21 protein-coding genes and 1 tRNA gene are annotated in these 22862 nt (G+C 70.2%); 4 read left to right on the forward strand and 18 right to left on the reverse strand.

What is annotated here, in order from left to right:
- Positions 1 to 602: 602 nt before the first annotated feature.
- The 9 genes from AC3RXY_RS00005 to AC3RXY_RS00045 all read right to left on the reverse strand — a co-directional run bounded on the left by AC3RXY_RS00005 (position 603) and on the right by AC3RXY_RS00045 (position 9974).
- Positions 603 to 2159 (reverse strand): alpha/beta hydrolase, encoded by a 1557-nt coding sequence (locus AC3RXY_RS00005; protein WP_491508828.1) that lies wholly within the window; start codon positions 2157 to 2159, stop codon positions 603 to 605.
- Complete coding sequence (locus tag AC3RXY_RS00010) at positions 2156 to 3325, reverse strand: DNA polymerase III subunit delta' (RefSeq protein ID WP_491508829.1); 1170 nt, start codon at positions 3323 to 3325, stop codon at positions 2156 to 2158. Before AC3RXY_RS00010 ends, AC3RXY_RS00005 begins: the two co-directional genes overlap by 4 nt.
- A 208-nt stretch (positions 3326 to 3533) precedes the next feature.
- On the reverse strand, positions 3534 to 4163 hold the full coding sequence (gene tmk, locus AC3RXY_RS00015) for a dTMP kinase (RefSeq protein ID WP_491508830.1): 630 nt from the start codon (positions 4161 to 4163) through the stop codon (positions 3534 to 3536).
- The gene (gene topA, locus AC3RXY_RS00020; protein ID WP_491508831.1) at positions 4160 to 6961 is read right to left on the reverse strand and encodes a type I DNA topoisomerase; all 2802 of its coding nucleotides are present in this window, start codon (positions 6959 to 6961) and stop codon (positions 4160 to 4162) included. Before topA ends, tmk begins: the two co-directional genes overlap by 4 nt.
- Positions 6962 to 7049: 88 nt before the next feature.
- A complete protein-coding gene (locus AC3RXY_RS00025; RefSeq protein WP_491508832.1) occupies positions 7050 to 7388 on the reverse strand; it encodes a helicase in 339 nt (112 codons plus the stop codon).
- Complete coding sequence (locus AC3RXY_RS00030) at positions 7388 to 7726, reverse strand: TadE family type IV pilus minor pilin (protein ID WP_491508833.1); 339 nt, start codon at positions 7724 to 7726, stop codon at positions 7388 to 7390. The genes AC3RXY_RS00025 and AC3RXY_RS00030 overlap by 1 nt, the downstream gene beginning before the upstream one ends.
- Positions 7723 to 7959, reverse strand: coding sequence for a DUF4244 domain-containing protein (locus AC3RXY_RS00035; RefSeq protein ID WP_491508834.1), 237 nt, complete (start codon positions 7957 to 7959; stop codon positions 7723 to 7725). The genes AC3RXY_RS00030 and AC3RXY_RS00035 overlap by 4 nt, the downstream gene beginning before the upstream one ends.
- Positions 7960 to 8049: 90 nt before the next feature.
- Positions 8050 to 8955 carry a type II secretion system F family protein gene (locus tag AC3RXY_RS00040; protein WP_491508835.1) on the reverse strand — a complete coding sequence of 302 codons (906 nt, stop codon included), beginning with the start codon at positions 8953 to 8955 and terminating at the stop codon, positions 8050 to 8052.
- On the reverse strand, positions 8949 to 9974 hold the full coding sequence (locus AC3RXY_RS00045; RefSeq protein ID WP_491508836.1) for a TadA family conjugal transfer-associated ATPase: 1026 nt from the start codon (positions 9972 to 9974) through the stop codon (positions 8949 to 8951). Before AC3RXY_RS00045 ends, AC3RXY_RS00040 begins: the two co-directional genes overlap by 7 nt.
- A 435-nt stretch (positions 9975 to 10409) precedes the next feature.
- Here AC3RXY_RS00045 and acs point away from each other — a divergent pair, with 435 nt between their 5' ends.
- Positions 10410 to 12377, forward strand: a complete 1968-nt coding sequence (gene acs, locus AC3RXY_RS00050) for an acetate--CoA ligase (protein ID WP_491508837.1) — start codon at positions 10410 to 10412, stop codon at positions 12375 to 12377.
- Positions 12378 to 12468: 91 nt separating this feature from the next.
- Here acs and AC3RXY_RS00055 read toward each other — a convergent pair whose 3' ends face one another.
- Both AC3RXY_RS00055 and sp36 read right to left on the reverse strand, forming a co-directional pair.
- A complete protein-coding gene (locus tag AC3RXY_RS00055) occupies positions 12469 to 12936 on the reverse strand; it encodes a RidA family protein (RefSeq protein ID WP_491508838.1) in 468 nt (155 codons plus the stop codon).
- The gene (gene sp36, locus AC3RXY_RS00060) at positions 12933 to 13157 is read right to left on the reverse strand and encodes a Sp36 family protein (RefSeq protein ID WP_491508839.1); all 225 of its coding nucleotides are present in this window, start codon (positions 13155 to 13157) and stop codon (positions 12933 to 12935) included. Before sp36 ends, AC3RXY_RS00055 begins: the two co-directional genes overlap by 4 nt.
- Positions 13158 to 13248: 91 nt before the next feature.
- On the opposite strand from sp36, the gene AC3RXY_RS00065 reads away from it, so the two are divergent.
- Entirely contained in the window at positions 13249 to 15840 is a 2592-nt protein-coding gene (locus AC3RXY_RS00065) for a transglycosylase domain-containing protein (protein WP_491508840.1), read from the forward strand.
- A gap of 4 nt (positions 15841 to 15844) precedes the next feature.
- Positions 15845 to 16780 (forward strand): metallophosphoesterase, encoded by a 936-nt coding sequence (locus AC3RXY_RS00070; protein WP_491508841.1) that lies wholly within the window; start codon positions 15845 to 15847, stop codon positions 16778 to 16780.
- A gap of 11 nt (positions 16781 to 16791) precedes the next feature.
- On the opposite strand, the gene AC3RXY_RS00075 is transcribed toward AC3RXY_RS00070, so the two are convergent.
- The 7 genes from AC3RXY_RS00075 to AC3RXY_RS00105 form a co-directional block, all read right to left on the reverse strand.
- Complete coding sequence (locus AC3RXY_RS00075; RefSeq protein WP_491508842.1) at positions 16792 to 17667, reverse strand: MurR/RpiR family transcriptional regulator; 876 nt, start codon at positions 17665 to 17667, stop codon at positions 16792 to 16794.
- Positions 17645 to 18463 (reverse strand): phosphonate ABC transporter, permease protein PhnE, encoded by an 819-nt coding sequence (gene phnE, locus AC3RXY_RS00080; protein WP_491508843.1) that lies wholly within the window; start codon positions 18461 to 18463, stop codon positions 17645 to 17647. The genes AC3RXY_RS00075 and phnE (AC3RXY_RS00080) overlap by 23 nt, the downstream gene beginning before the upstream one ends.
- Positions 18460 to 19278: a phosphonate ABC transporter, permease protein PhnE gene (gene phnE, locus AC3RXY_RS00085; RefSeq protein ID WP_491508844.1), complete on the reverse strand. Its 819-nt coding sequence runs from the start codon at positions 19276 to 19278 to the stop codon at positions 18460 to 18462. Before phnE (AC3RXY_RS00085) ends, phnE (AC3RXY_RS00080) begins: the two co-directional genes overlap by 4 nt.
- Complete coding sequence (gene phnC / locus AC3RXY_RS00090; RefSeq protein ID WP_491508845.1) at positions 19275 to 20126, reverse strand: phosphonate ABC transporter ATP-binding protein; 852 nt, start codon at positions 20124 to 20126, stop codon at positions 19275 to 19277. The genes phnE (AC3RXY_RS00085) and phnC overlap by 4 nt, the downstream gene beginning before the upstream one ends.
- 27 nt (positions 20127 to 20153) lie before the next feature.
- Positions 20154 to 21179, reverse strand: a complete 1026-nt coding sequence (locus AC3RXY_RS00095) for a phosphate/phosphite/phosphonate ABC transporter substrate-binding protein (RefSeq protein WP_491508846.1) — start codon at positions 21177 to 21179, stop codon at positions 20154 to 20156.
- A gap of 85 nt (positions 21180 to 21264) precedes the next feature.
- Positions 21265 to 21951 (reverse strand): HAD family hydrolase, encoded by a 687-nt coding sequence (locus tag AC3RXY_RS00100; RefSeq protein ID WP_491508847.1) that lies wholly within the window; start codon positions 21949 to 21951, stop codon positions 21265 to 21267.
- An 84-nt stretch (positions 21952 to 22035) separates the two neighbouring features.
- Complete coding sequence (locus AC3RXY_RS00105; protein WP_491508848.1) at positions 22036 to 22650, reverse strand: amino acid deaminase; 615 nt, start codon at positions 22648 to 22650, stop codon at positions 22036 to 22038.
- 98 nt (positions 22651 to 22748) lie between these two features.
- Between AC3RXY_RS00105 and AC3RXY_RS00110 the strand changes: the two genes are divergently transcribed.
- Positions 22749 to 22822: transfer RNA gene (locus AC3RXY_RS00110), tRNA-Pro, on the forward strand.
- Positions 22823 to 22862 lie beyond the last annotated feature (40 nt).

The following is a 22862-nucleotide window of genomic DNA, read 5'->3' on the forward strand; positions in this document are numbered from 1 at the left end:
GGGGTGACGGCCGTTCTTCACCAGCCGTGATCCGCATACCAGACAGGTCGCCGAGTTCGACGGAAGATCCACGACTAAGGGTCGCTGACCATACCGATCCCCGAATCACCGCGTCATTCCGCGGCCAGAGCCAGATCCCATCCACTCTTTCTTGCCTATAACCCCAATCGGGAAGCAGCGGTCGATCCGTCGTCCGACCCGCGCCACTCGGCTGCGGATCCATCGCATTCGCGATACTCTCCCCCGTGCGGTACGCGGGCCGCCGACGTCGACGCAAGCACGATGATCACCATGACGCAATCGCCGCGCCCGCCGCAGCTCCTGCGATGACTCGAGGGCGGTGCCGTGTCCTGGTTCGGCATCGACGGCTTCCGGGTGCACGCCAGACAGTCGAAGTGGATCGTGGCGTACCAGGAGCTCGACCCGGTCGGCTGAAACACGTCGACGCACGCCGTCAGGCTCGGTCCGGATGTCCGGACCGAGCCTGACGGTCATCTGCGTGCGTCTGCGTGCGCGCCATCCGACGCGCTTCTGGTGGGCTGTGCGGAGAGAGCGACGCCGGCGGATCCGCGCGCGCCGGCTCGGAGATCAGGGCGTGTGCATCACTCGCAATGCAGATCGCCCTGGGGCACGGTCCCGTCGCGGAAGAAGGCCTCCACCGCATCGTCGACGCAGACGTTTCCCTTGTTGAAACCGGTGTGCCCCTCCCCCACGCGGGTGATGAGGACGCCGTTCTCGAGCTGGTCGGCCAGCGAGACCGACCACTCGTAGGGGGTCGCCGGGTCGTTGGTGGTGCCGATCACGAGGATCGGCGCGGAACCCGCCGCGTGGATCTCACCGCGCTTGCCGGTGGCGGGGTGCGGCCACACCTCGCACGAGTCCGGGCCCTCCCAGTACGGCGCGATCGTCGGCGCACCCTCACGGATCTTCTGCAACGCCGCATCCTCGGCAGCGGCGTCGTGCTCGACCGGGTAGTCGACGCAGTTGTAGGCGCGGAACGCCTCAGAGGAGTTGTCGATGTAGACGCCGTTCTCCCGGCCGTTGTACATGTCGGCGAGCAAGAACGCCACGGACGGGTCGCCCTGCAGCACCCCGGACAGGGCCTGGGTGAGCGCGAACCAGTTGTCCTCGCCGTACAACGGCATGATGATCGCCGTCATGAGCGTGTCGGCGCCCAGCATCCGCCCGTCGCCGTTCTGCAGCGGCTGAGCGTCGACGCTGGCCAGGAGAGCCCCGAGATCCCGCATGGCCTCATCGACGGTGCCCCGGAACGGGCAGTCGGAGGAGGTCAGACAGTCCGCCATGTAGGCGCGGAGCGCCGACTCGAAGCCGAGCGCCTGCGTCGTTCCGACGTCGAGGCCAGGGATGGCGGGATCGATCGCCCCGTCGAGCACGAGGTGCCCGGTGCGCTGCGGGTAGAGCTCGGCATAGGTCGCCCCGAGGAACGTGCCGTAGGAGTACCCGAGGTAGTTGAGCTTCTCATCGCCGAGGACGGCACGGATCAGGTCCATATCGCGCGCGGAGTTCACCGTGGTGATGTAGGGCAGGATGCCGCCGCTGTTGGCCTCGCACGCCTCGGCGAACGCGCGGTGCCCGTCGAGCAGCTCCGCCTCCCATTCCGGGGTTCCCCGCGGGGCCGCCGGAATGTCGTACAGATAGGCGTCCATCTCGGGGGCGTCGAAGCACGTCACCGCGGTCGAACGGCCGACGCCCCGCGGGTCGAAGCCGATCACGTCGTAAGAGCGCATCAGCTCATCGCCGACGGCGTAGTCCACCGCGTCCGCGATGAAGTCATACCCGCTCCCACCGGGGCCTCCCGGGTTCACCAGCAGTGAGCCCAGGCGTTCCCCGGTGGCCCGGTTGCGCACGACCGCGATGTCGATCGAGCCGGCCTCCGGGTTCTCCCAATCCAGCGGGGCGGTCACCGTGGTGCAGTCCTGCGTGCCGCAGCGCTCCCAGTCAAGGGTCTGACCGTAGAACGGCAGCAGATCCGCGGGCACGTCGGTGAGATCCGGTGCCATGCTGGGTGCCGGGCCCGGCGCTGCCGAGCTTTCCGCGTCCGGGATCTGTGCGTACAGGCACCCCGACAGGGCCAGCACGCCGGCAGCTGCTCCGGCGACGATGGTGATGAGACGGCGGATGCCGCGTCGATCCTTCACGTGTTCCTCCCTCGGGAGACGGTGATCAGAAGACTCTCCAGGGCCAGGATGGGCGCGACGTTGCGCTCCAGGGCCTCCCTGGTCTCGGCGAGGTGATCGAGCACGTCGAGCGTGCGGTCCGGTGACCACGCGCCGGCGAGAGCGGTGATGTCCGCAGCCAGCTCCCGGTTGATCAGATCATCGCTCCGGCCGAACTGCGCCATCACGACGTCGCGGAACAACGACTGCAGATCGGTGAGCACCCGGTCGATGCCGTCACGCAGGCTGCGGGTGGCCCGGCGCTTCTGCTCGTCCTCGAGCGCGCTCAGCTGCGCGCGCAATGCCGGCGGGACCGCCTGCCCCTCGACGAGCCCCATCGTCTGGCGGAGCGTCTCGCGTTCCGCGGCATCGCGCTCGGCGGAGAAGGCCTTGGCGTCCTCCGTGGCGGCCTGCACGATCCGGCCGGCCACCGTGACGGCGTCTCCGACACCGCGGACGCCCAGGACGGCACGCAGCATGTCGTCGCGCCGCGCGCGTGCGGCCGGGTCCACGGCGAGGCGCTGGGCCATGCCGATGTGTCGCTGGGCATGCCGGGCGGACTGCTCGGCGATCGCCGGGTCTGCGCCGGTGCGACGCACGATGAGGGCCGCGACGTCTGCGACGCCCGGCTCACGCAACCGGAGCGGACGCACGCGCGAGCGGATGGTGGGGAGAAGGTCGGCCTCGCTCGGCGCGCACAGAATCCACACGGTGCGTTCCGGCGGCTCTTCCAGGGCCTTGAGCAGCACGTTCGAGGTGCGCTCGACCATCCGGTCGGCGTCTTCCACCACGAGAACCCGGTAGCGACCGGCCGACGGCGAGAAGTACGACCGCTCCACGAGCGCGCGCGCCTCGGCGATGGTGATGATGACCTTCTCGGTGCGCAGCGCCGTGACATCGGGGTGGGTCCTGGCCAGCACCTGCCGCATCGTGGCTTCGTCGTGCGGCCCGTCTGCGATGAGCGCCGCCGCGAACGCATAGGCCAGGGTCGAGCGTCCGGACCCCGGGGGGCCGGTGATCAGCCAGGCATGGGCGAGAGATGCGGGGTCGGATGCTGCGGCCTGCAGCGTGGCGACCGCCTCCGGTTGCCCGTGCACCTCCCCCCACGGGAGCGCCCCGGTCATCGGAGACGAGGCGACAGCTGGCATGCCCTCCAGCCTAACCGCGGTCACGGACATCCCGTCGGTCTGGGAAAGCGCGCCGAGGCACCACCCGAAGCACTGCCCGACGGGTGACCCAACTCAGGCAGAGTCTGCACCGTGCCGCCGAACAACCGGTTTCCGGGCGCCTGGCCGCTATTCTGCCTGAGTGCGGCACCCGGACCGCCGCGGGCACCCGACGGGCCATTCCGGCCAGTCACCCCAGCCGCGCGGATACCGCGGCGCGGATCTCCGCGGCCACCGCGTCGGGCGGCTGCGCGGCGTCCACCACGACGAACCGCGCGGGCTCGGCCTCGGCGAGCGCCAGGAACGCCGCGCGCACGCGGGCGTGGAAATCGGCCGCTTCCGCTTCGAGACGGTCGAAGGGGCGATCGGCCACATCCATCCTCGCCCGGGCGTCGGCGGGTGAGAGATCGAGGAGCACGGTGACATCGGGCAGCGCGCCTTCCGTGGCCCACAGGGACAGATCACGCACAGCGGCCGGATCGAGGACGCGCCCCGCACCCTGATACGCCACCGAGGAGTCGAGGTAGCGATCCTGGATCACGACGTCCCCGCGATCGAGCGCCGGACGCACGACCTCGGCGATGTGATGCGCACGGTCGGCGGCGTACAGCAGTGCCTCCGCGCGTGGAGCGACCCGGCCGCGGTGGTGCAGCACGATCTCACGGATCAGCTGCCCGACCTCGGTGCCGCCCGGTTCACGGGTGCGCACGACCGCGCGCCCCTGCGCACCCAGCCACTCCTCAAGCAGCTCGGCCTGCGTCGTCTTGCCCGCGCCGTCACCGCCCTCAAGGGTGATCCAGAGGCCGGGACCGGCGGTCACGAGGCGGTCTTCTTCTTCGCCGCCGCGTTGGCCGCCCGCGTGGCGGCCGCCTTCTTCGCCGCAGCGGAGCGGGCAGCGGCCTTCTCGGCATCCGTCTTGGCGGGCGCCTTCTTTGCCGGAGCCTTCTTGGCGGGCGCCTTGGCTGCCATCTTGCCGCGCTTGGGCGCCGGGCCCTTGGCGCGCTTGTCCGCGAGCATCAGCACGGCACGCTCGAAGTCGATGTCCTCGGGCTTCTCGCCGCGCGGGATCGTCACGTTCGTCTCGCCGTCGGTCACATAGGGGCCGAACCGACCATCGCGGATGCGGATCGGCTTGCCGCTCACCGGGTCGGCGTCGAACTCCGCCAGGGCACTGGAAGCACGCCGGGCACCGTACTTCGGCTGCGCGTAGATCTCCCGGGCCTGTTCGAGGGTGATGTCGAAGATCTGCTGCTCGCTCTCGAGCGAGCGCGAGTCCGCGCCCTTCTTCAGATAGGGGCCGAACCGGCCGTTCTGCGCGGTGATGTCGTCGCCGGACTCCGGGTCGACGCCGACGATCCGGGGCAGGCTGAGCAGCTTCAGCGCCGTATCGAGGTCGATCGTGTCGACCGACATCGAACGGAACAGCGATGCGGTGCGGGGCTTGGGCGCGGCGGCCTTCTTGGCTCCGCGCTTCTTCGGCGCCTCTTCGACGATCTCGCCGGTCGCGCCGTCAGCGGCATCCGGGTCGACCGGGTCGTTCTCCTGGATGTAGGGCCCGAAGCGGCCGTCCTTGACGACGATGACCTTGCCGTTGTCGGGGTTCTCCCCGAGCACGCGGTCGCCCGCGACGGGTGCTTCGATGAGCTCCGTGGCCTTCTGGGCGGTCAACTCGTCCGGCGCGAGGTCTTCGGGCACGTTCACGATGCGGGGCTTGGCATCGGGGTGCTCCGGGTCGGCGACCTCCAGGTATGGGCCGTACTTGCCGAACCTCAGGGTCGCCCGATCGGTGATGGGCGTGGAGTTGAGGGCACGTGCGTCGATCTCACCGAGGTTGTCGACGATCTGCCGCAGCCCCACATGCTCGTCCGAGCCGAAGTAGAACGAGCGCAGCCAGTCGGCACGGTTCTGCTCGCCGCGGGCGATGGCGTCGAGGTCGTCCTCGAGCGCCGCGGTGAAGTCGTAGTCGATCAGCTCGGCGAAGTGCTGTTCGAGCAGGCGCACCACGCTGAACGCGAGCCACGTCGGCACAAGCGCCTGACCGCGCTTGGTGGCGTAACCGCGGTCGAGCACGGTTCCGATGATGCTCGCGAACGTCGACGGGCGGCCGATGCCGTGCTCCTCGAGGGCCTTCACGAGCGATGCCTCGGTGTACCGCGGCTTCGGGCTCGTCCGGTGCCCCTTGGCCTCGGCGTCCGACATCGACACGCGATCACCGACCGCGACCTGCGGCAGCGACTGCTCGGCGGCGGCATCCGCGTCGCTGCGCTTCTCGTCGCGGCCCTCCTCATAGGCGTCGAGGAACCCGCGGAAGGTGTAGACGGTCCCTGATGCGGTGAACTCTGCTTCGCGGCCGTCCGCGTCGACCAGCACGGTGACCGTGGTGGTCTCGTACTTGGCGTCGGCCATCTGGCTCGCGACGGTGCGCTTCCAGATCAGGTCGTACAGGCGCTGTTCATCGCGATCGAGTTCGCCCGCGAGCGACTTCGGCGTCCGGAACTGCTCGCCGGACGGACGGATGGCCTCGTGGGCCTCCTGGGCATTCTTGCTCTTGGACTTGTAGACACGGGGCTTGAGGGGAACCGCGGCGTCGCCGTAGAGGGCGATCGCCTGCGACCGCGCCGCCTGCACCGCCTGGGCGCTCAGCGCGGTCGAGTCCGTCCGCATATAGGTGATGTAGCCCTTTTCATACAGACGCTGCGCGACGCCCATGGCCTGCTTCGCGCTCATCGAGAGCTTCCGGCCGGCCTCCTGCTGCATCGTCGACGTCGTGAAGGGGGCGTAAGGGCTCCGGGTTCCCGGCTTGGCCTCGACCTTGGTGACCGTGCCGGTGCCGGCCGTGTCGACTGCCGCGGCGAGCGCGGTGGCCGCTGCCTCGTCGAGCACGACGACGGCCTTCTTCAGGGCCCCACGGTCGTCGAAATCCGTACCGCGGGCGAGCTGGCCGCCGTCGACGCGGACAAGACGCACCCGGAAAGCGCTGGTCGCGGCGGCGGCGGCCTCCACATCCCAGTACTCGGCGGAGACGAAGGCCATGCGCTCACGCTCACGCTCGACGATCATGCGGGTCGCGGCGGACTGCACCCGCCCCGCAGACAGACCGGTACGCACCTTGTACCAGAGCACCGGCGACACGTCCCACCCGTAGAGACGGTCGAGCACACGCCGGGTCTCCTGCGCGTCGACGAGCGCGAGATCGAGATCTCTGGTCTGCTGCGCCGCCGCCTGGATGGCGTCCTTGGTGATCTCGTGGAAGACCATCCGCCGAACCGGCACCTTCGGTTTGAGCGTCTCGAGCAGATGCCAGGCGATCGCCTCGCCCTCGCGGTCTTCATCGGTGGCGAGCAGGACCTCCGAAGCGGACTTCAATGCGCGGCGCAGCTCGGCCACGGTCTTCGACTTTCCGTCGCTGACGACGTAATAGGGGTCGAAGTCGTTCTCGATGTCGATCGAGTACTTCCCGTAGGCCTCCTTGTGCTCAGCGGGAATGTCTCGCCGGTCCGCGAGGTCGCGGATGTGCCCGACGGAGCTGAGCACCTCGTAGTCGTCTCCCAGGTATCCCTGGATCGAGCGCATCTTCGTCGGCGACTCGACGATCACGAGCTTCTTGCCATCTGCCACGAAAGGGTCCTTTCTCCGAAGCACACCATACACACCGATCGCACGTGTCGGTCTCAGCATGCGCCCGCCCCGCCGCCGGCCGCAGCACTCAGGGCGGCGGTCCCGCGCGGGCCGCGGCGCGTGCGGTCATCCCGGCGACACCGAGGAAGGGAGCCGAGACCGATACCGTGGCAACGAGCCCATCGACCACGCACGACTCCACGACAGCGCCGTGCGCCAGGGCAAGGCGATCCGCTGCATCACACGGTTCGGTCCCGGCGGTACCGACGACCGCGCCCGAGATGGTGTCCGCGGCGGCCAGTGCCGCCGCGTCTGCGGCCGCCGCCGCCCGTTGCGCAGTCACCGCAGCGCCCCCGGCCGACGCGATGCCGACGGCCAGCGATGCGGCGACCACCAGCACGCCCGCGGCCAGCGCCGTCCCCGCCATCAGCGGCCCCCGTCCAGCGCGCACCCCGTCGCGGAGATCGAGAATCGGATGAGCGCCCCCACCGCGACGCCCCGCGACGCGGTCACGCACACCAGACCGTCTCGGCGGTGCACCGTCATCTCCGCCCCGGCGACCTGCGCACGCACGGTCCCTTCCGCGGCGGCGGCGTGCTCGCCGCGCCCGAGCAGCCGCGCGGCGTCGGCGGCAGCATCCTGCAGCATCACCTGCTGCCCTGCCGCGGCGAGCGCGCCCGTTCCCAGGAGCAGCACGACGACGACCGCGGGAAGGGCGAGCGCAAGCTCCGCCGTGACCGAGCCACGCTCACCCCCGCGGTTCATGAGACGGTCAGCGCACGCCGCACGAGGTCGGTCAGGATCCCCCGCACCTCGTCCGACCGCATGATCACCACCAGCAGGCCGGCGAACGCCACCGCTGCCATCGTGGTGATCGCGTATTCAGCGGTCGCCGCCCCGCGCTCATCCGAGAACAGGTGCGTCGCCCTCGCCCGCGTCAGCAGCGGCAGCGGGACCGCCGCCGCGCTCTCGTTCCTGTTCTTCATCTCTTTCTTCATCTCTTTCCTTCCTTTCTCTTCCGCCCCGGTCTTTTCCGGCCCGGTCTGTCTCCCGGCTTGCTGCGCCACGCACCGTGACCTCTCCGCGGATCACCCCCACGGCAGCGGCGTGCTGCGCAGCACGCCGAGGACGAGCGGCGCGATACCGAGCAGCAGGAAGGCCGGCAATGTGCACACCGCGAGCGGGAGGAGCAGACGGTTCGCGAGGTCGGCGGCGCGCAGCCGCCCCGCCACCCGCGCCCGGTGGCGCTCATGGGCCGCGGCCGCGCGCAGCAGGTCGACGGCGGGGACCCCCGCCGAGCGCGAGAGCTCGATGGCCTGCCGGGCCGGCTCCTCATCGCGGGTGTCGCCGCCCGGTGCTTCCCGCACCAGGCCGAGCACGCGATCGATCGATGCCCCGCCCGTCAGCCCGGCCGCGACCAGTTCGGCGTGCATGCCCGGCACACCCGGAAGCGGACGGGCGCGACGCACCAGGGAACCGGTCCACGCACGCGCCGCGACCATGAGCACGACACCGCCGATCGCGCACCCCAGGCCAGCGGGCGTCGTCACGATCACCCCGAGCGCGTCGAAGCCGAGCGCGACGCCCAGCCCGAGACCGGCGACCGGGAGCACCGCCATCAGGCGCGCCGTTCCGGCCGGTTCTGCCAGCGCGATGCGCACGTCGTCTGCGGCCTCTCCGGCGTCACGCACGGCCTCGGCGACGGAGCGGAGCACGTCGGCCAGCGGTGCGCCCACCGTCGCCCCGACCTCCCAGGCGGCCGCGACGTCGACCCAGTCCGGCCCCTCCCGGGCGATCGCGCCGATCACATCGCCGGTGGCAGCGGCGCGCCCCGTGATCCGCGCGGCGACCGGGTCCCCGGCATCGGCGAGGAGACGCCAGGCCGCCCCGGGAGAGGCGGACGCCTGCAGCAGCACCGCGACCATGCGCACCGTGGCGGCGGTGTCCCCTGGTTCCGCCGACCGGCGTGTCGCGGCCCGCAGCCGGATCACCACGGGACCCGTTCCTCGATGCCGAGCCGATCACCCACGAGCACCAGGCGCCCGGCCTGCGCGACACGCCGGACCCCGTGGCCGTCGCGCACGAGATGCAGCACACCGGTGAACGCACTCACGGCCTGGCGGGCGAGCGCCGCCGCGGTCATTCCCGCGAGTGCACCGAGGGCTTCGAGCCGGGCCGGCACATCGGCGATGCCGCTCGCGTGCAGCGTGCCCGCCCCGCCGTCATGCCCGGTGTTGAGGGCGGTGAGAAGCTCCCGCACCTCCTCCCCGCGGCATTCACCGACGATCAGGCGATCGGGCCGCATCCGCAACGACTCCCGCACGAGTCTGGCCAGGCTGATCCCACCCGCGCCCTCGAGGTTGGGCTGACGGGTCTCGAGGCCGACGTGGTGCGGGTGTCTGGGCCGCAGCTCTGCGACGTCTTCGATCGTCACGATGCGCTCGTGGGGCGGAACATGCGCCAGCATCGCCGTGAGCAAGGTGGTCTTCCCCGTGCCGGCGCCGCCGGTCACGAGCAGGTTGGCCTTCATCCGGACGGCCCGCACGAGCCAGTCCCGCTGGACGTCGTCGAGCGCGCCGAGCCGGTGCAGCTCGCCGAGGTCCGCAGCGCGCACCCGCGGAATCCGGATCGAGATCGCCGTACCGCGCGCGGCCACCGGCGCGAGCACGGCGTGCACGCGGATGCCTCCGGCGAGACGCACGTCGACGCACGGACTCTGATCGTCGATGTGGCGACCGCCACGACCGATCAGCGCAACGGCGAGATCGCGAGCCTCCCGTTCCGATGCGCGCCACGATGCGACCTCCTCCACACCGGATCCTCGGTCGACGAAGAGCCGCCCAGCCGTCACGAAGACATCGGTGACCCGTTCATCGGCCGCATAGCCGGCCAGAGGCCCCAGCACAGCGGTGTCGGGCGACCCCGAGGTGCTCTCGCCCGTGGCGGAACCGGAGCGCGGCCGGACGACGAAGGGTCGTGACGGCGGGAGGTCGAGCGCTGCATCGAAGGACATGCGCCGAGGCTAGGGCGGCCGAAACGGGCCGCTGCGCCCGCTTCCGGAGACGGTGGAGAACCTGCCAGAAGACCGGCCTGTGCGCCACGGAAGAGCGCCGGAGAAAAAGGTGGGCCGCATCCCATGGGGGGAATGGGATGCGGCCCTGTCCACGCGCGACCGAAGGCCGCTGACCGTGGGATGCCTGAGATCTCTCTAAGGCCGATCATTAGCCTATGCAATAGAACCCGCATGTCCAAGCCCGCGGACCAGATATCGTCCCCGCACCCGGTACCCCCGAAAGGAGGGAGTGCCGGAGAACCGGGGTCCAACGGCCCGCGCAGTGCGGTAGGAAGGAGGGAATGCCCGACAGCGCCGCCGGCTCTTTCGGGCTTGCTTCCGTCCCCGTGCGGGAGCACACCACGCAAGCCCCACCGCGAAGGAGCGCGTTCAACGATGAGCGGCCAGATCGATCACCTTCTCCACGAGACGCGTCGTTTCGCCCCGTCTCCCGAGTTCGCTGCCCAGGCCGTGGCACAACCCGAGCTCTATGAGCGCGCCGCCGCAGACCCCGAGGGGTTCTGGGCCGAGCAGTCGCGCGAGCTGCTGCACTGGCACACACCCTTCACCGAGGTCCTCGACTGGACCAACCCGCCGTTCGCCAAGTGGTTCGCGGACGGCGAAATCAACCTGGCCTACAACTGCCTCGACCGTCATGTCGAAGCCGGCAACGGTGATCGCGTCGCGATCCTCTGGGAGGGTGAACCCGGCGATGAGCGTCGGATCACGTACGCAGAGCTGACCGATGAGGTCAAGCGGCTCGCGAACCTGCTCGGCGAGCTGGGCATCGGCGAGGGCGACCGGGTGGCGATCTACCTGCCGATGATCCCCGAGGCGATCGCCGCGATGCTGGCCGTGGCGCGCGTCGGCGCGATCCACTCCGTGGTCTTCGGCGGCTTCAGCGCCGACAGCCTGCGCTCACGGATCGACGACGCCGGCGCCCGCCTGGTCATCACGGCCGACGGCGGCTACCGCAAGGGCAAGGTGTCGGCGCTCAAGCCCGCGGTCGACCAGGCCCTCGCCGACCGCGGGGATGGCCCGCAGAAGACCGTCGAGCACGTGCTCGTGGTGCGCCGCGGCGGAAACGACGTCGACTGGGTCGACGGTCGCGACCTGTGGTGGCACGAGACGGTGCCGCAGGCGTCCGCGGACCACACCGCCCAGCCGTTCCCGGCGGAGAACCCGCTGTTCATCCTGTACACCTCCGGGACCACCGGCAAGCCCAAGGGGATCCTGCACACGTCGGGCGGATACCTCACGCAGGCGTCGTTCACGCATCGCAACGTGTTCGATCTGCATCCCGAGACCGATGTGTACTGGTGCACCGCCGACATCGGCTGGATCACCGGGCACTCGTATGTGGCCTACGCCCCCCTCGCCAACGGCGCGACGCAGGTGCTCTACGAGGGCACGCCGGACACCCCGCATCCCGGCCGCTGGTGGGAGATCATCGAGAAGTACGGGGTGACGATCTTCTACACCGCGCCCACCGCGATCCGTTCCTTCATGAAGGTCGGGCGCAAGGTGCCGAAGAAGTTCGATCTGTCCTCGGTGCGCGTCCTCGGCTCGGTCGGAGAGCCCATCAACCCCGAGGCGTGGATGTGGTACCGCAAGGTCATCGGCGGCAAGAACGCGCCGATCGTGGACACCTGGTGGCAGACCGAGACCGGCGCGATCATGGTCTCCGCCCTGCCCGGGGTCACCGAGACCAAGCCCGGCTCGGCGCAGGTGCCGATTCCCGGCGTGGGAATCGACGTCGTCGACGAGGCCGGCGAGAAGGTGGGCAACGGCAACGGCGGACTGCTGGTGGTCTCGCGCCCCTGGCCGAGCATGCTGCGCGGCATCTGGGGCGACCCTGAGCGGTTCGTGGAGACCTACTGGGAGAAGTTCGCCGATCGCGGCTTCTACTTCGCGGGCGACGGCGCGCGCCTCGACGCCGACGGCGACCTGTGGCTGCTGGGCCGCGTCGACGACGTGATGAACGTCTCAGGGCATCGGTTGTCGACCGCCGAGATCGAGTCGGCTCTCGTGGCGCACGAGGCGACGGCCGAAGCCGCCGTGGTGGGTGCGAACGACGAGACGACCGGCCAGGCCGTCGTGGCGTTCGTGATCCTCAAGGAGAGCTATCTCGCCGCGCACACCCCGGAGGGCCTCGCCCAGCAGCTGCGGCAGTGGGTGGGCGAGCAGATCGGCCCGATCGCCCGTCCGCGCGACGTGTACATCGTCGGCGAGCTGCCCAAGACGCGTTCCGGCAAGATCATGCGACGGCTGCTGCGCGACGTCGCCGAGGGCCGCGAGGTGGGTGACACCACGACCCTCGCCGACACCGCGGTGATGAGCGTGATCTCGGCGCAGGTGCGCTGAGACCCCCGCTCCGGCCACGCACGGCCGCAGATGCCGGAGGGGCCCCGCCAGCGCTGGCGGGGCCCCTCCGGCATCTGCATGCAGCCTGCGCTCAGCCGAGCAGGAAGGCCACCTCGACCTCGACCGGGCTGTCCAGCGGCAGCACCGGAACACCGACGGCCGCACGGACATGCTTGCCGGCGTCTCCGAAGATCTCCCCCAGCGCCTCGCTCGCTCCGTTGATCACCGCCGGCTGACCGGTGAACTCCGGCACGGAGGACACGAACCCGCCGACCCGCAGCACACCGACGAGGCGGTCGACGCCGCCCGCCGCGTCCGCCGCGGCGGCGATGGCGTTGAGCGCGCAGATGCGCGCGAGCTCCTGGGCCCGCGCCGGTGCGACCAGACCGTCGCCCTCGCCCACCTTGCCGGTCTCGGGAAGCGCCCCGGCCACCATGGGGAGCTGGCCGGACGTGTAGACGACATCGCCGTGCACCGTGGCGGGGATGTAGGCCGCCACCGGGGCGACCACCGGGGGCAGCTCGATGCCCAGCTCGGCCAGACGCGCGGAGAGGGTCATGCCTGTCCCCCCTCGAACTGTCGCGCAGCCTGCGCGGCGGCTCCCAGCCCGGCATTCGCCGCGGCATCCGCACCGACCGGGCGCTTGAAGTAGGCCACCAGGCCACCTTCCATGTTGGTCACCACCTGGACGAGCTCCCACCCTTGGGCGCCCCAGTTGTTCAGGATCGCTGCGGTGTTGTGCACCACCAGCGGCGTGGTCAGGTACTCCCACTTCGTCATGACTCTCCTCGCGTCGCGAATCGTCATCCGCCACGGAAATCGGCGGATGCTGTGAAGGAGCCACACAGGGAACTCCCCTAGCATCAAGCGTATGCCGCAACCCACCCGAACGTTCAGGGGCGTGCTCGCTGGTCTCCTCGGACTCGTCGGGCTCAGCACCGTGGCCGGCGTTCTCGTCGCTGCCACGCTGACCCCTGCCATCGCCCTCGCGGGCGTGACGACGACCCGCGCGATCGACCTGTTCGACAACCTGCCGTCCTACCTGAAGATCGACCGGCCGATGGAGGCCACCACGATCTATGCGACGCAGGCCAACGGTTCCAACGTGCAGCTGGCCCGGTTCTACGACCAGAACCGCATCCCGGTGACCTGGGACCAGGTGGCACCGGCCATGTTCGACGCGATCGTGTCCAGCGAGGACAAGCACTTCTACGAGCACGGCGGTATCGACATCGCCGGGACGGCGAGCGCGGTTCTGGACAACCTCCGCAGCACCTCGGGGCGCGGTGGGTCGAGCATCACCCAGCAGTACGTCAAGAACGTGCTGATCCAGCAGTGCGAGCTGAAGCTTCGTCCGGGCGACTTCGAGGCCGCGGAGGAGTACCACGCTGCCATCGAGGACTGCTGGTGGCAGGCGGCGCGTTCCGATGACAACGAGGGCATCGCGCGCAAGCTGCAGGAGATGCGCTTCGCCCTGCAGCTCGAGAAGGACTACTCGAAGAACGACATCCTGCTCGGCTACCTCAACCTGGCCAACTTCGGCGGCATCGTCTACGGCATCGAGGCCGCATCGCAGTACTACTTCAGCACCTCCGCCGCCAACCTCACCGTCGCCCAGGCGGCGACCCTCGCCGGCATGGTGCAGGAGCCCAACTCGTTCCGCTTCGACCAGCCAGACGGCTCGATCTACGACGACGAAACCGAGACCTGGATCAACAGCGAGGCCGACGGCTACCAGGAGACCCGCGAGCGGCGGGACTACGTCATCGGCCGCATGCTGACCGACGGCAAGATCACCCAGGAGCAGTACGACCAGGCCATCGCGGAACCCGTGGCGCCCACGATCAGCCAGCCGGCCACCGGCTGCGCCTACTCGGGCACCAATGCCTACTTCTGTCAGTACGTGCGAGAGACCATCCTCAACGACCCCGCGTTCGGCGCCACCCCGGAGGACCGCGAAGAGACGCTGCGACGCGGCGGGCTCGACGTGTACACCACCCTCGACTTCACGGTGCAGGAGGCGGCGGTGCTGTCCCTGCGGGAGTACGTTCCGGCCGTCATCGAGGACATGAACGTCGGCGGCGCCGTCACCGTCATCCAGCCCCACACCGGCCGGATCCTGGCGATCGCCCAGAACACCAACTTCACCGAGGACGCCGACCTCGCCGACAAACCGGGTTACTCGAGCCTCGTGTACGCCGCCGACGTGAACCACGGCCAGGCGGGCGGCTTCGAGGTGGGGTCGACCTACAAGCTGTTCACGCTCATCGACTGGCTGGAGAAGGGCAACTCCCTGCGCGAGTCGATCAACGGCACCAACCGCACGATGACCTTCCGCTGCGAGGAGCACGACACCTGGCAGACGATCGACACGTCCGACATCGGCAATGATGACCGCGGGCGAGGGTTCGTGGGAACTCCGCTTCAGTTCACCGCCTCCTCGCTCAACAGCGGGTACTTCGCGATGGCAGAGCGCCTCGACCTGTGCGACATCAACAAGGTCGCGGAGCGCATGGGCGTCAAGCTCGGAAACGGCACGCCGGTGACAGAGGAGAACTTCGCCTACAACGTGCTGGGCGACAAGGCGATCGCACCGATCGACATGGCAGCGGCCTACGCCACCGTCGCGAACAAGGGCGTCTACTGCACACCGCACGCCATCGACAAGATCATCGGCCCGGACGGCACGGAGCTCCCGCTTCCCGCGGCCAGCTGCACCCCGGTCATCTCGCCAGAGGTTGCGGCGGGCGCGGCCTACACCCTGGAAGGCGTCGTGAACAACGGCACCGCGCAGCGCGCCAACCCCTATGACGGTGTGCCGCTGATCGGCAAGACCGGAACGCACCAGGACCGTCAGTCGTGGCTCATCACGTCCTCGACCGAGGCCACCACCGCGGTCTGGGTGGGCAACGCCCTCGGCAACGCCGATATCTACAACACCTACTACAACGGTGCCCTGATCGATGCGCGCTACAGCATGTCGTCGTGGGTGCAGGGCGTGGCGAACAGCATCTACGGCGGGAACGCGTTCCCCGAGGTCCCCAACTCGATGATCAAGGTCATCCTCGCCGACGTGCCGAACGTGGTGGGCATGGACGTCGCGGCCGCTCAGCGCACGCTCGAGAACGCCGGATTCCAGGTTTCCGTCGGCGCAGCCGTCGACAACGAACAGCCGGCCGGCCTGATCGGCGTCCAGTCCCCGGGCGCCGGCGGTGCCCCGGCGGGCTCTGTCGTGACCATCTCGCCGAGCACCGGCAAGGGTGCCAGCGTCCCCTCGGTCGCAAACCTCCCGCTCGCCGACGCGATCGCAGCGGTCCGTGCCGCCGGCTTCAGCAAGGTCGGCGAGGGGTCCTGCACGGTGGACGCCAAGCTGACCGACAAGATCGCCACCGGCACGACGCCCGAGGGCATGGCCAACAAGGGCACCGCGATCGCGGTGAACTTCAAGGCGCCGAAGTGCTGAGCTCGTGAGCGCACCCCGGCCGAGAACCGCCGCCCTGGGGGCGGTGGCCGCCGCAGGCGCGGCCGCCGCCGTCTGGGGCATCGCGGTCGAGCGCAACCTGTTCACGCTGCGCACCGCGACCGTCGCGGCGCTTCCGCCCGGCGCCGCCCCGCTGCGGGTGCTCCACGTCTCCGATGCACATATGGCGCCGTGGCAGCGTCGCAAGCAGGAGTGGCTCGCGTCACTGGCCTGGATGCGTCCCGACCTCGTGGTCAATACCGGCGACAACCTGGGCCATGTCGACGGGCTGACCGGCATCCGCCGCGCGTTCGAGCCGTTCGCCGGCGTTCCGGGGGTGTTCGTGCACGGCTCGAACGACGTGTACGCCCCGACGCCGCGCAATCCGCTGCGCTACTTCCTGGGTCCGTCGCGACGTCGCCCTGATGAGACATCGCTCGACGTGGCGGCCCTGGACCGGTTCTTCACCGACGACCTCGGCTGGACGGATCTGAACAACCGTGCGACGTCGCTGGACATCGGCGGCACCCGAGTCGACCTGTTCGGCGTCGACGACCCGCACCGGGAGTGGGACGAGCTGGACGCTCTGCCGGAGCAGATCGCCGCCCTCGGCACCGATGCCGCCGCGCCGCGCATCGGCGTCGCGCACGCGCCCTACCGCCGCGTCCTGGACACGTTCGTCGACCTCGGCGCGGATGCCGTCTTCGCCGGCCACACGCATGGCGGACAGGTGTGCCTGCCGGGCGTCGGTGCGCTCGTGGCCAACTGCGACATCCCGCTCTCCCAGGCCAAGGGACTGAGCAGCTGGGAGCACGGCGGACGCCGGGTGCCGCTGAACGTGAGCGCCGGATGCGGGACCTCGATCTACGCCCCGGTCCGCTTCGCATGCCTGCCGGAGGCGACCCTGCTGACCCTCACAGCGCACCCGTCCGTTCGCGACTGACCCCGCGGCGCTCAGTCCTGCAGCGCACCGGCCAGGACCGAGAGCGCCGCGGCGCGGGCCTCCCGCCCCCGATCGCCGCGCGCTTCGATGAAGACGTCGACGAGCTGCTCGATGACGAGCATGAGCGCTGCCCTGGACGTATGGATGAGCTCGTCCGGGAATCCCTCGTTGATCGGCGGCACTACCAGCACGGCATCGGCCGTGCGCGTGGTCGGCGAGTTCGCGAACGATGTCACGGCGATCGTCATCGCGCCGCCTGCCTTCGCCGCACGCATCGCATCGAGGGAGCTCCGGTTGGCCCCCGATCCGGACAGCACGATGCAGACGGAGCCGGGGCCGAGCTGACGGGCGGCGATCAGCTGCCCCATGCCCTCCATGAAGTGCTCGGCGGGGCGGCCCGCCGCGTTCAGCCGCAGCACGAGATCCAGCGCCAGGGGCGAGGAGAGGCCGTTCGCGACCACCAGCACCCTGTCGGCCTCGTCGAGCGCACGGACGAACCGCTCCACCACCTCCGGGGTGAGCGCCGAGACGGTGTGACCGAGCCGCGCGCTGAACCGGGCGACTCTGGCACGGATCGTGCCGAGCATGGAGCCGTCGCTCTCCTCCGTGCTGCCCGCCGCCTCGGTGGCCCCCTCGAGCGCCAGCTCCTGGACCAGGGCCACCCGCAGCTGCGGGTAGCCCTCGTAGCCGAAGGTCTGCGCTGCCCGGATGACCGATGTACGCCCCACGCCGACCTGGTCGGCGAGCTCCTGAGCCGTGAGCTCCACCGTCCCCTCCCGGTCGGCGAGGATCGCCTCGGCGACCTTCCGCTCCGCCCGCTGCAGGGACGGCAGGAGGACCGCGATGCGCACGCCGGGCGTGACCTCAGGAGAACCGTCCCACGACACGTGCTCGCCCTCCCTCCATCACGCGGCGCCGGATGGCTCCGGAGATCGCGTCCATCACCATCGTCGCAGCGACCACCACGATCAGCAGCATCCCGACGGTGTCCCACTGGCGGTAGTTCGCGTAGTTCGACAGCATACTTCCGATGCCGCCGGCGCCCACCAGACCGAGCACGGCCGACGTGCGGATGTTGATCTCAAAGCGGTACAGCGCGAACGAGAGGAGGGCGGGCGCCGCCGCGGGCCACAGGGCCCATCTGGTCACCTCGGCGGTCGTGCCGCCGGCCGCACGGACGGCCTCCGCCGCCCCGTCCTGCACCGACTCGACCGTCTCGTAGACCCACTTCCCCTGGGTGCCGATCCCGGCGATACCGAGGGCGAGCGCACCGGTCAGCGGAGTGAGCCCGGTGACGGTGAGGAGCACCAGCGCGATGATGACCTCTGGCACCGCCCGGATGACGGCGAAGAATCCGCGCAGCACGGTGCGCAGCCACAGCGGGCCGACGCCGTGCGCGGCGAGCATGCCCAGCGGAATCGAGATCGCGACGCAGATCAGCGCTCCGACCCAGGCCATCGAGATCGAGCGCCACGTCTCGAAGAGCGCACGGGGCAGCTTCTCCCAGTTGGGCGGCCCGAACATCAATCGCAGATAGTCGAGCACCTTCGCGGGCATCGACGGCAGGTCGGACCAGGAGATCTGCAGGGTGCCAGCGGCGAAGAGGATGACCGCGGCGGCGAGCAGCGCCCACGCCGTGGCACGCCATCGGGACGGGCGGGCGGGGACATCGAGGGGATTCATACCAGCCTCCGTCGCAGGGCGTTCGAGATCGCCTCGATGACCACGACCACCACGAGGATCTCGAGGATGATCACGGACACGTCCGAATAGGCGTAGAAGCCGCGGCGTTCGTCGAGCAGGCGCCCGATGCCGCCGGCACCGACGATCCCGAGGATCGCGGAGATCCGCACGTTGAGCTCGAGGGTGTAGAGCCACTGGTTCATGAAGAGCGGCCACACCTGCGGCAGGGCGGTGGCCCTGTTGATCTGGAACTGCGTTCCGCCGGCGGCCCGGCCGGCCTCCATGTAGCCGTGGTCGGCGGAATCGATGGCCTCGGAGACCAGCTTCACCACGATGCCGATGTTGAAGAAGAACAGCGTCAGGACCCCGGGCAGCGCCCCCACGCCGAGCATCGCGACGAGGACCATCGCGAACACCAGGTCCGGCACGGCCCGCACCACATTGACCAGCGTGCGCACCAGGCGGCGGGTGACCGCATTCGGGTTCGTGGGGGTCGCAGCCCACAGCGTCAGCGGAACCGAGCACACCGCCGCGAGCGCAGCGCCCACCACCGCCATCTGCAGGGTCTCGAGCATGGGACCCACCGTGCGGGGCAGGAACGCGAAGTTCGGCTGCAGGAGCTGGAGGATCTTGGCCACGCCGTTGCCCGCGTTGCGGACGAGGCTGCCGAGGTCCAGCTCGATTCCGCCGATCGCCGGCAGACAGGTGGCGATCGTGAACAGCACCGCGGCTGCGAGGCCGAGCACCGTGCCGACTCCGCGACGCGGGCGGGGCGGGATGCGGCTTTCGATGTCTGTGGCCGCCGGGGCGCTCATCCGGACCGCTCCCCGCGGCTCCGCGGGTCGCCGAGCCGGTCGCGGGGCTGGATCGGGCGCCCGTAGATCTGCTCGAAGTCGGCGTCACGGGCCTCCGCAGCCGGTCCGTCGTAGACGACGGCACCGTCGCGCAGCCCGATCATCCGCGTCGTGTACTGGCGCGCCAGGTCCATGAGGTGGATGTTGACGAGCACCGTCAGGCCCCGCTCCGCGTTGATCCGACGAAGGTCGGCCATGACCGCGTGCGCGGTCGGCGGGTCGAGGCTGGCGACGGGTTCGTCCGCGAGCATGACCCGGGGCTCCTGGGAGAGGGCCCTGGCGATCGCCACACGCTGCTTCTGCCCGCCGGAGAGCGCGCTCGCGCGCGCCCAGGTCTTCGGGAGGATGCCCACCGCGTCCAGCGCACGCAGGGCGATCTCGCGGTCCTCCGCCGACGGCATGCCCAGCAGCGTGCGATAGGACGGCGAGTGCGCGAAACGTCCGACGAGCACGTTCCGGTACACACTCGCGCGCTCGGCGAGGTTGAAGCCCTGGAAGATCATGCCGATGTCTCCCCTGGCCTCGCGCAGCCGGCGCCCGCGCAGCTCGGACACCGCGTGCGGGCCGACGCTGACCGACCCCTCCGTGGCGCGCACCAGACCGTTCAGCGTGCGGATCAGCGTGGACTTCCCCGAACCGGAGAGTCCGACGATCGAGACCATCTCGCCCGCCTCGACCTGCAGGGACACCTCGCGCAGCGCACGGGTGCCATTGGAATAGGTGACCGATACCCGGTCGAGCTCGATGCGCCACGGGGCGGCGACCGGGTGCTGCCCGGCCGCCGCCCCGCCGCTGCTGTCAACGGACACGGGCGTCCTCCCCGGCGACGGCGCTGGTCACTTCGAGAACAGGGCGAGGATCTCGCCGTAGCGGGTGATCTCGGCCTCGTCGGTCTCCGCGGTCCAGTCGGACAGACCCACGAGGTCGAACATGACGGTCTTCGCCTCCTCCGAGGAGTCCGCATAGCCGTCCATGAGCGCCGTGAGCTGCTCCACGAGATCGGCCGGCAGCGAAGACGAGACCGCGACGCCGCCGTTGGGAATCATGTCGGTGTAGGCGAAGGCGACGACCTTCTCGGCCAGGTCGGGAGCCTCGGCGACGACCGTGGTGCGCGCGTCCCAGTAGCCGAAGCCGATCTCGGCGTCGCCGTTGTAGACCGCCAGGACGGCGTTGTTGTTGCCCTCGACCGGCACCTGGGAGATGTCCTTGTCGGTGTCGATGCCGAGATCGCGCATGGCCACGACCGGGTACTGGTAGCCCGCCGGCGATGTGGCGGCCTGCAGGGCGACCTTGGTGCCGGGCGTGATGTCTCCGAGCGCCTCGATGGCGGCGGGCCCCTGGCCGGTGGCCTCCGCGCCCGCCTTCTCGATGCCGTTGCAGTACGACAGCTCGATGTCGCTCGCGGCGTAGCGACTCATCGCCGGGGCGTCGTCGCAGTACTTGTCCGGGTTGTTGGTGTACGCGACCGCGGCGTAGGAGGTGGCGCCGAAGCGCACGTCGCGCAGCACGAGCTTCGCGTCGTACTGCTCGATGGCGTGGTACAGCGACCCGGCGTCGGTGATGATGACCTGCGCCTGATCGGCACCGAGCGCCTCGACGGTGGCGGCGTAGTCGTTGGCGACCACGCCGTTCACCTCGATGCCCAGGTTCTCGGAGAGGTAGCTGGTGAGCGGGTCGAGGGCCTCGGCGAGGTCCTCCCCCTCGACGGAGGGGACGAGGGAGACGGTGATCGACGCGGGCCAGGCCGCGGCGGCATCGGTGCCCTGTGCTTCGGAGGGTTCGGTTCCGTCGGAGCCGGCGCAGCCGGTGAGGCCGAGCGCGAGCACGGTGAGGGCGCTGGCGGCGAGAAGGGTGTGACGCATGGCTGATGCCTTTCGGTGGAGGCTCCGGTCGGCGACGCGGAGCGCTGGTTCGGGAAGCAGGAACGGGGAGCGGCGGGAGGAGGGGTCAGGAGTCGGCAGGCGAGCGCCCGGCGGCGCGCGCCCACTCCTCGATCTCCGGACGGATCTCCGCGATCGAGGGGCCGCGGAACGTGACGGCGGCCGGGCTCACGGCGTGACGGGCGCCCACGAGGGCGGTGTCCGCGCCCAGGGTCGCTGCCGGAAGAAGATCGAACTCGGCGATGTCGCCGATCGAGAGCACGGGGCCGTCCTCGCGGAGGCGGCGGACGAGGCGCTCGAGACCGGCCGGCTTGCCGATCGAGAAGTGGCGCTCGTCGAAGCGGTCGCGCACCCCCCACTCCTCGAGCACGCGGATCGCGCCGGTCTCAGGGGCGTTGGTGGCCAGGATCAGGCGTGCCCGGCGCTGCAGGGACGCGAGGATCTCGCCGAGCCCGGCGACCGGGGCGACCGGCGCATCGGCCGTGCCGAGCTGGGCACGGCTGGTGGCGTATGCACGGGCGAGCTGATCCGGAGTGGCACCGCCCTCCTCGGCGAGTGCGCTGACGACGTGATAGCCATCGCGCCGCGCACCCTCCCCCGCGTCGAGAAGAGCCAGACCGGCGTCGACGCGGTTCAGGAGCACCGTGCCCCGCTCTGCGCCGAGCTCGCTCGCGATGCATCGGGCATAGGCGCGCACGGGCCCGTGACCGAGCGCGAGCGTGCCGTCGAAGTCGAACACGATAGTCGGTGTCATTCGTTCCCCTCGGAGCATCTGGACGATGCGTCCGAGAGTACGGATACTTTTGGACGAACTGTCTACTTCGCGGTGAACATCTGGTTACGCCGGGTCAGCGGCATTCCAGCGCAACACCGGCTCCCGCCGGAACTCCTCGAGAAGGGCCGCCGTGTCGCCCTGGAACGGAAAGGCCGTGACCACCCGCATCTCGCCGGCGGGGTCGGCGATGCCGTACAGCAGCGCGTCGCACGCGGCTCCCGCAGCCCGGTGCAGCACGACGCGGCCGCGCCGCTCCCCCAGGGCGACATCCGCGACACGGTCCCCCGCGCCGGGGGAACGCAGCACCGGCAGGACCGCCGCCGTCACACGCTCGAGCGGCGTCGTGCCGTCGCGCCCGTCGAGGCGGAATGCGTCGGGCTGCTCGCCGAGCGCGGTAGCGAGCTCGCCGTCCTGCCACCGATCGCGCTTGAGCCCGAACGGCGTGCGCACCTCGGAGAACCAGTAGCCGTACACATGGAGCAGCCCCGCATTGCCCACCGGATAGGCCGCCGGCCATCCAGCCGCACGATGGAGCAGGTCGAACAGGCCGCGATCGATGATCGGCCCCTGCACGTGCTCGTCGATGACCGTGGAGGAGGCCCAGTCATCCAGGCGACCGGCGGCGGCGTCCGCACGGACGAAACCCAGCACGGACGCGATCTCCGGCACGGCGCACATGGTCGATAGCGTAGCCCGACCACCGCAACCGCCACGCCCGGAGAGGGGCCGGGTGTCGTTCATGGCGGCCACCATGCTGTAAGCTAGAACGGTTGCCACGGGGTGTGGCGCAGCTTGGTAGCGCGCTTCGTTCGGGACGAAGAGGCCGCAGGTTCAAATCCTGTCACCCCGACATGTGAGAAGAGGATCTGCCCCGGCGGGGCAGATCCTCT

The organism is Microbacterium longlingense, assembly GCF_058349825.2.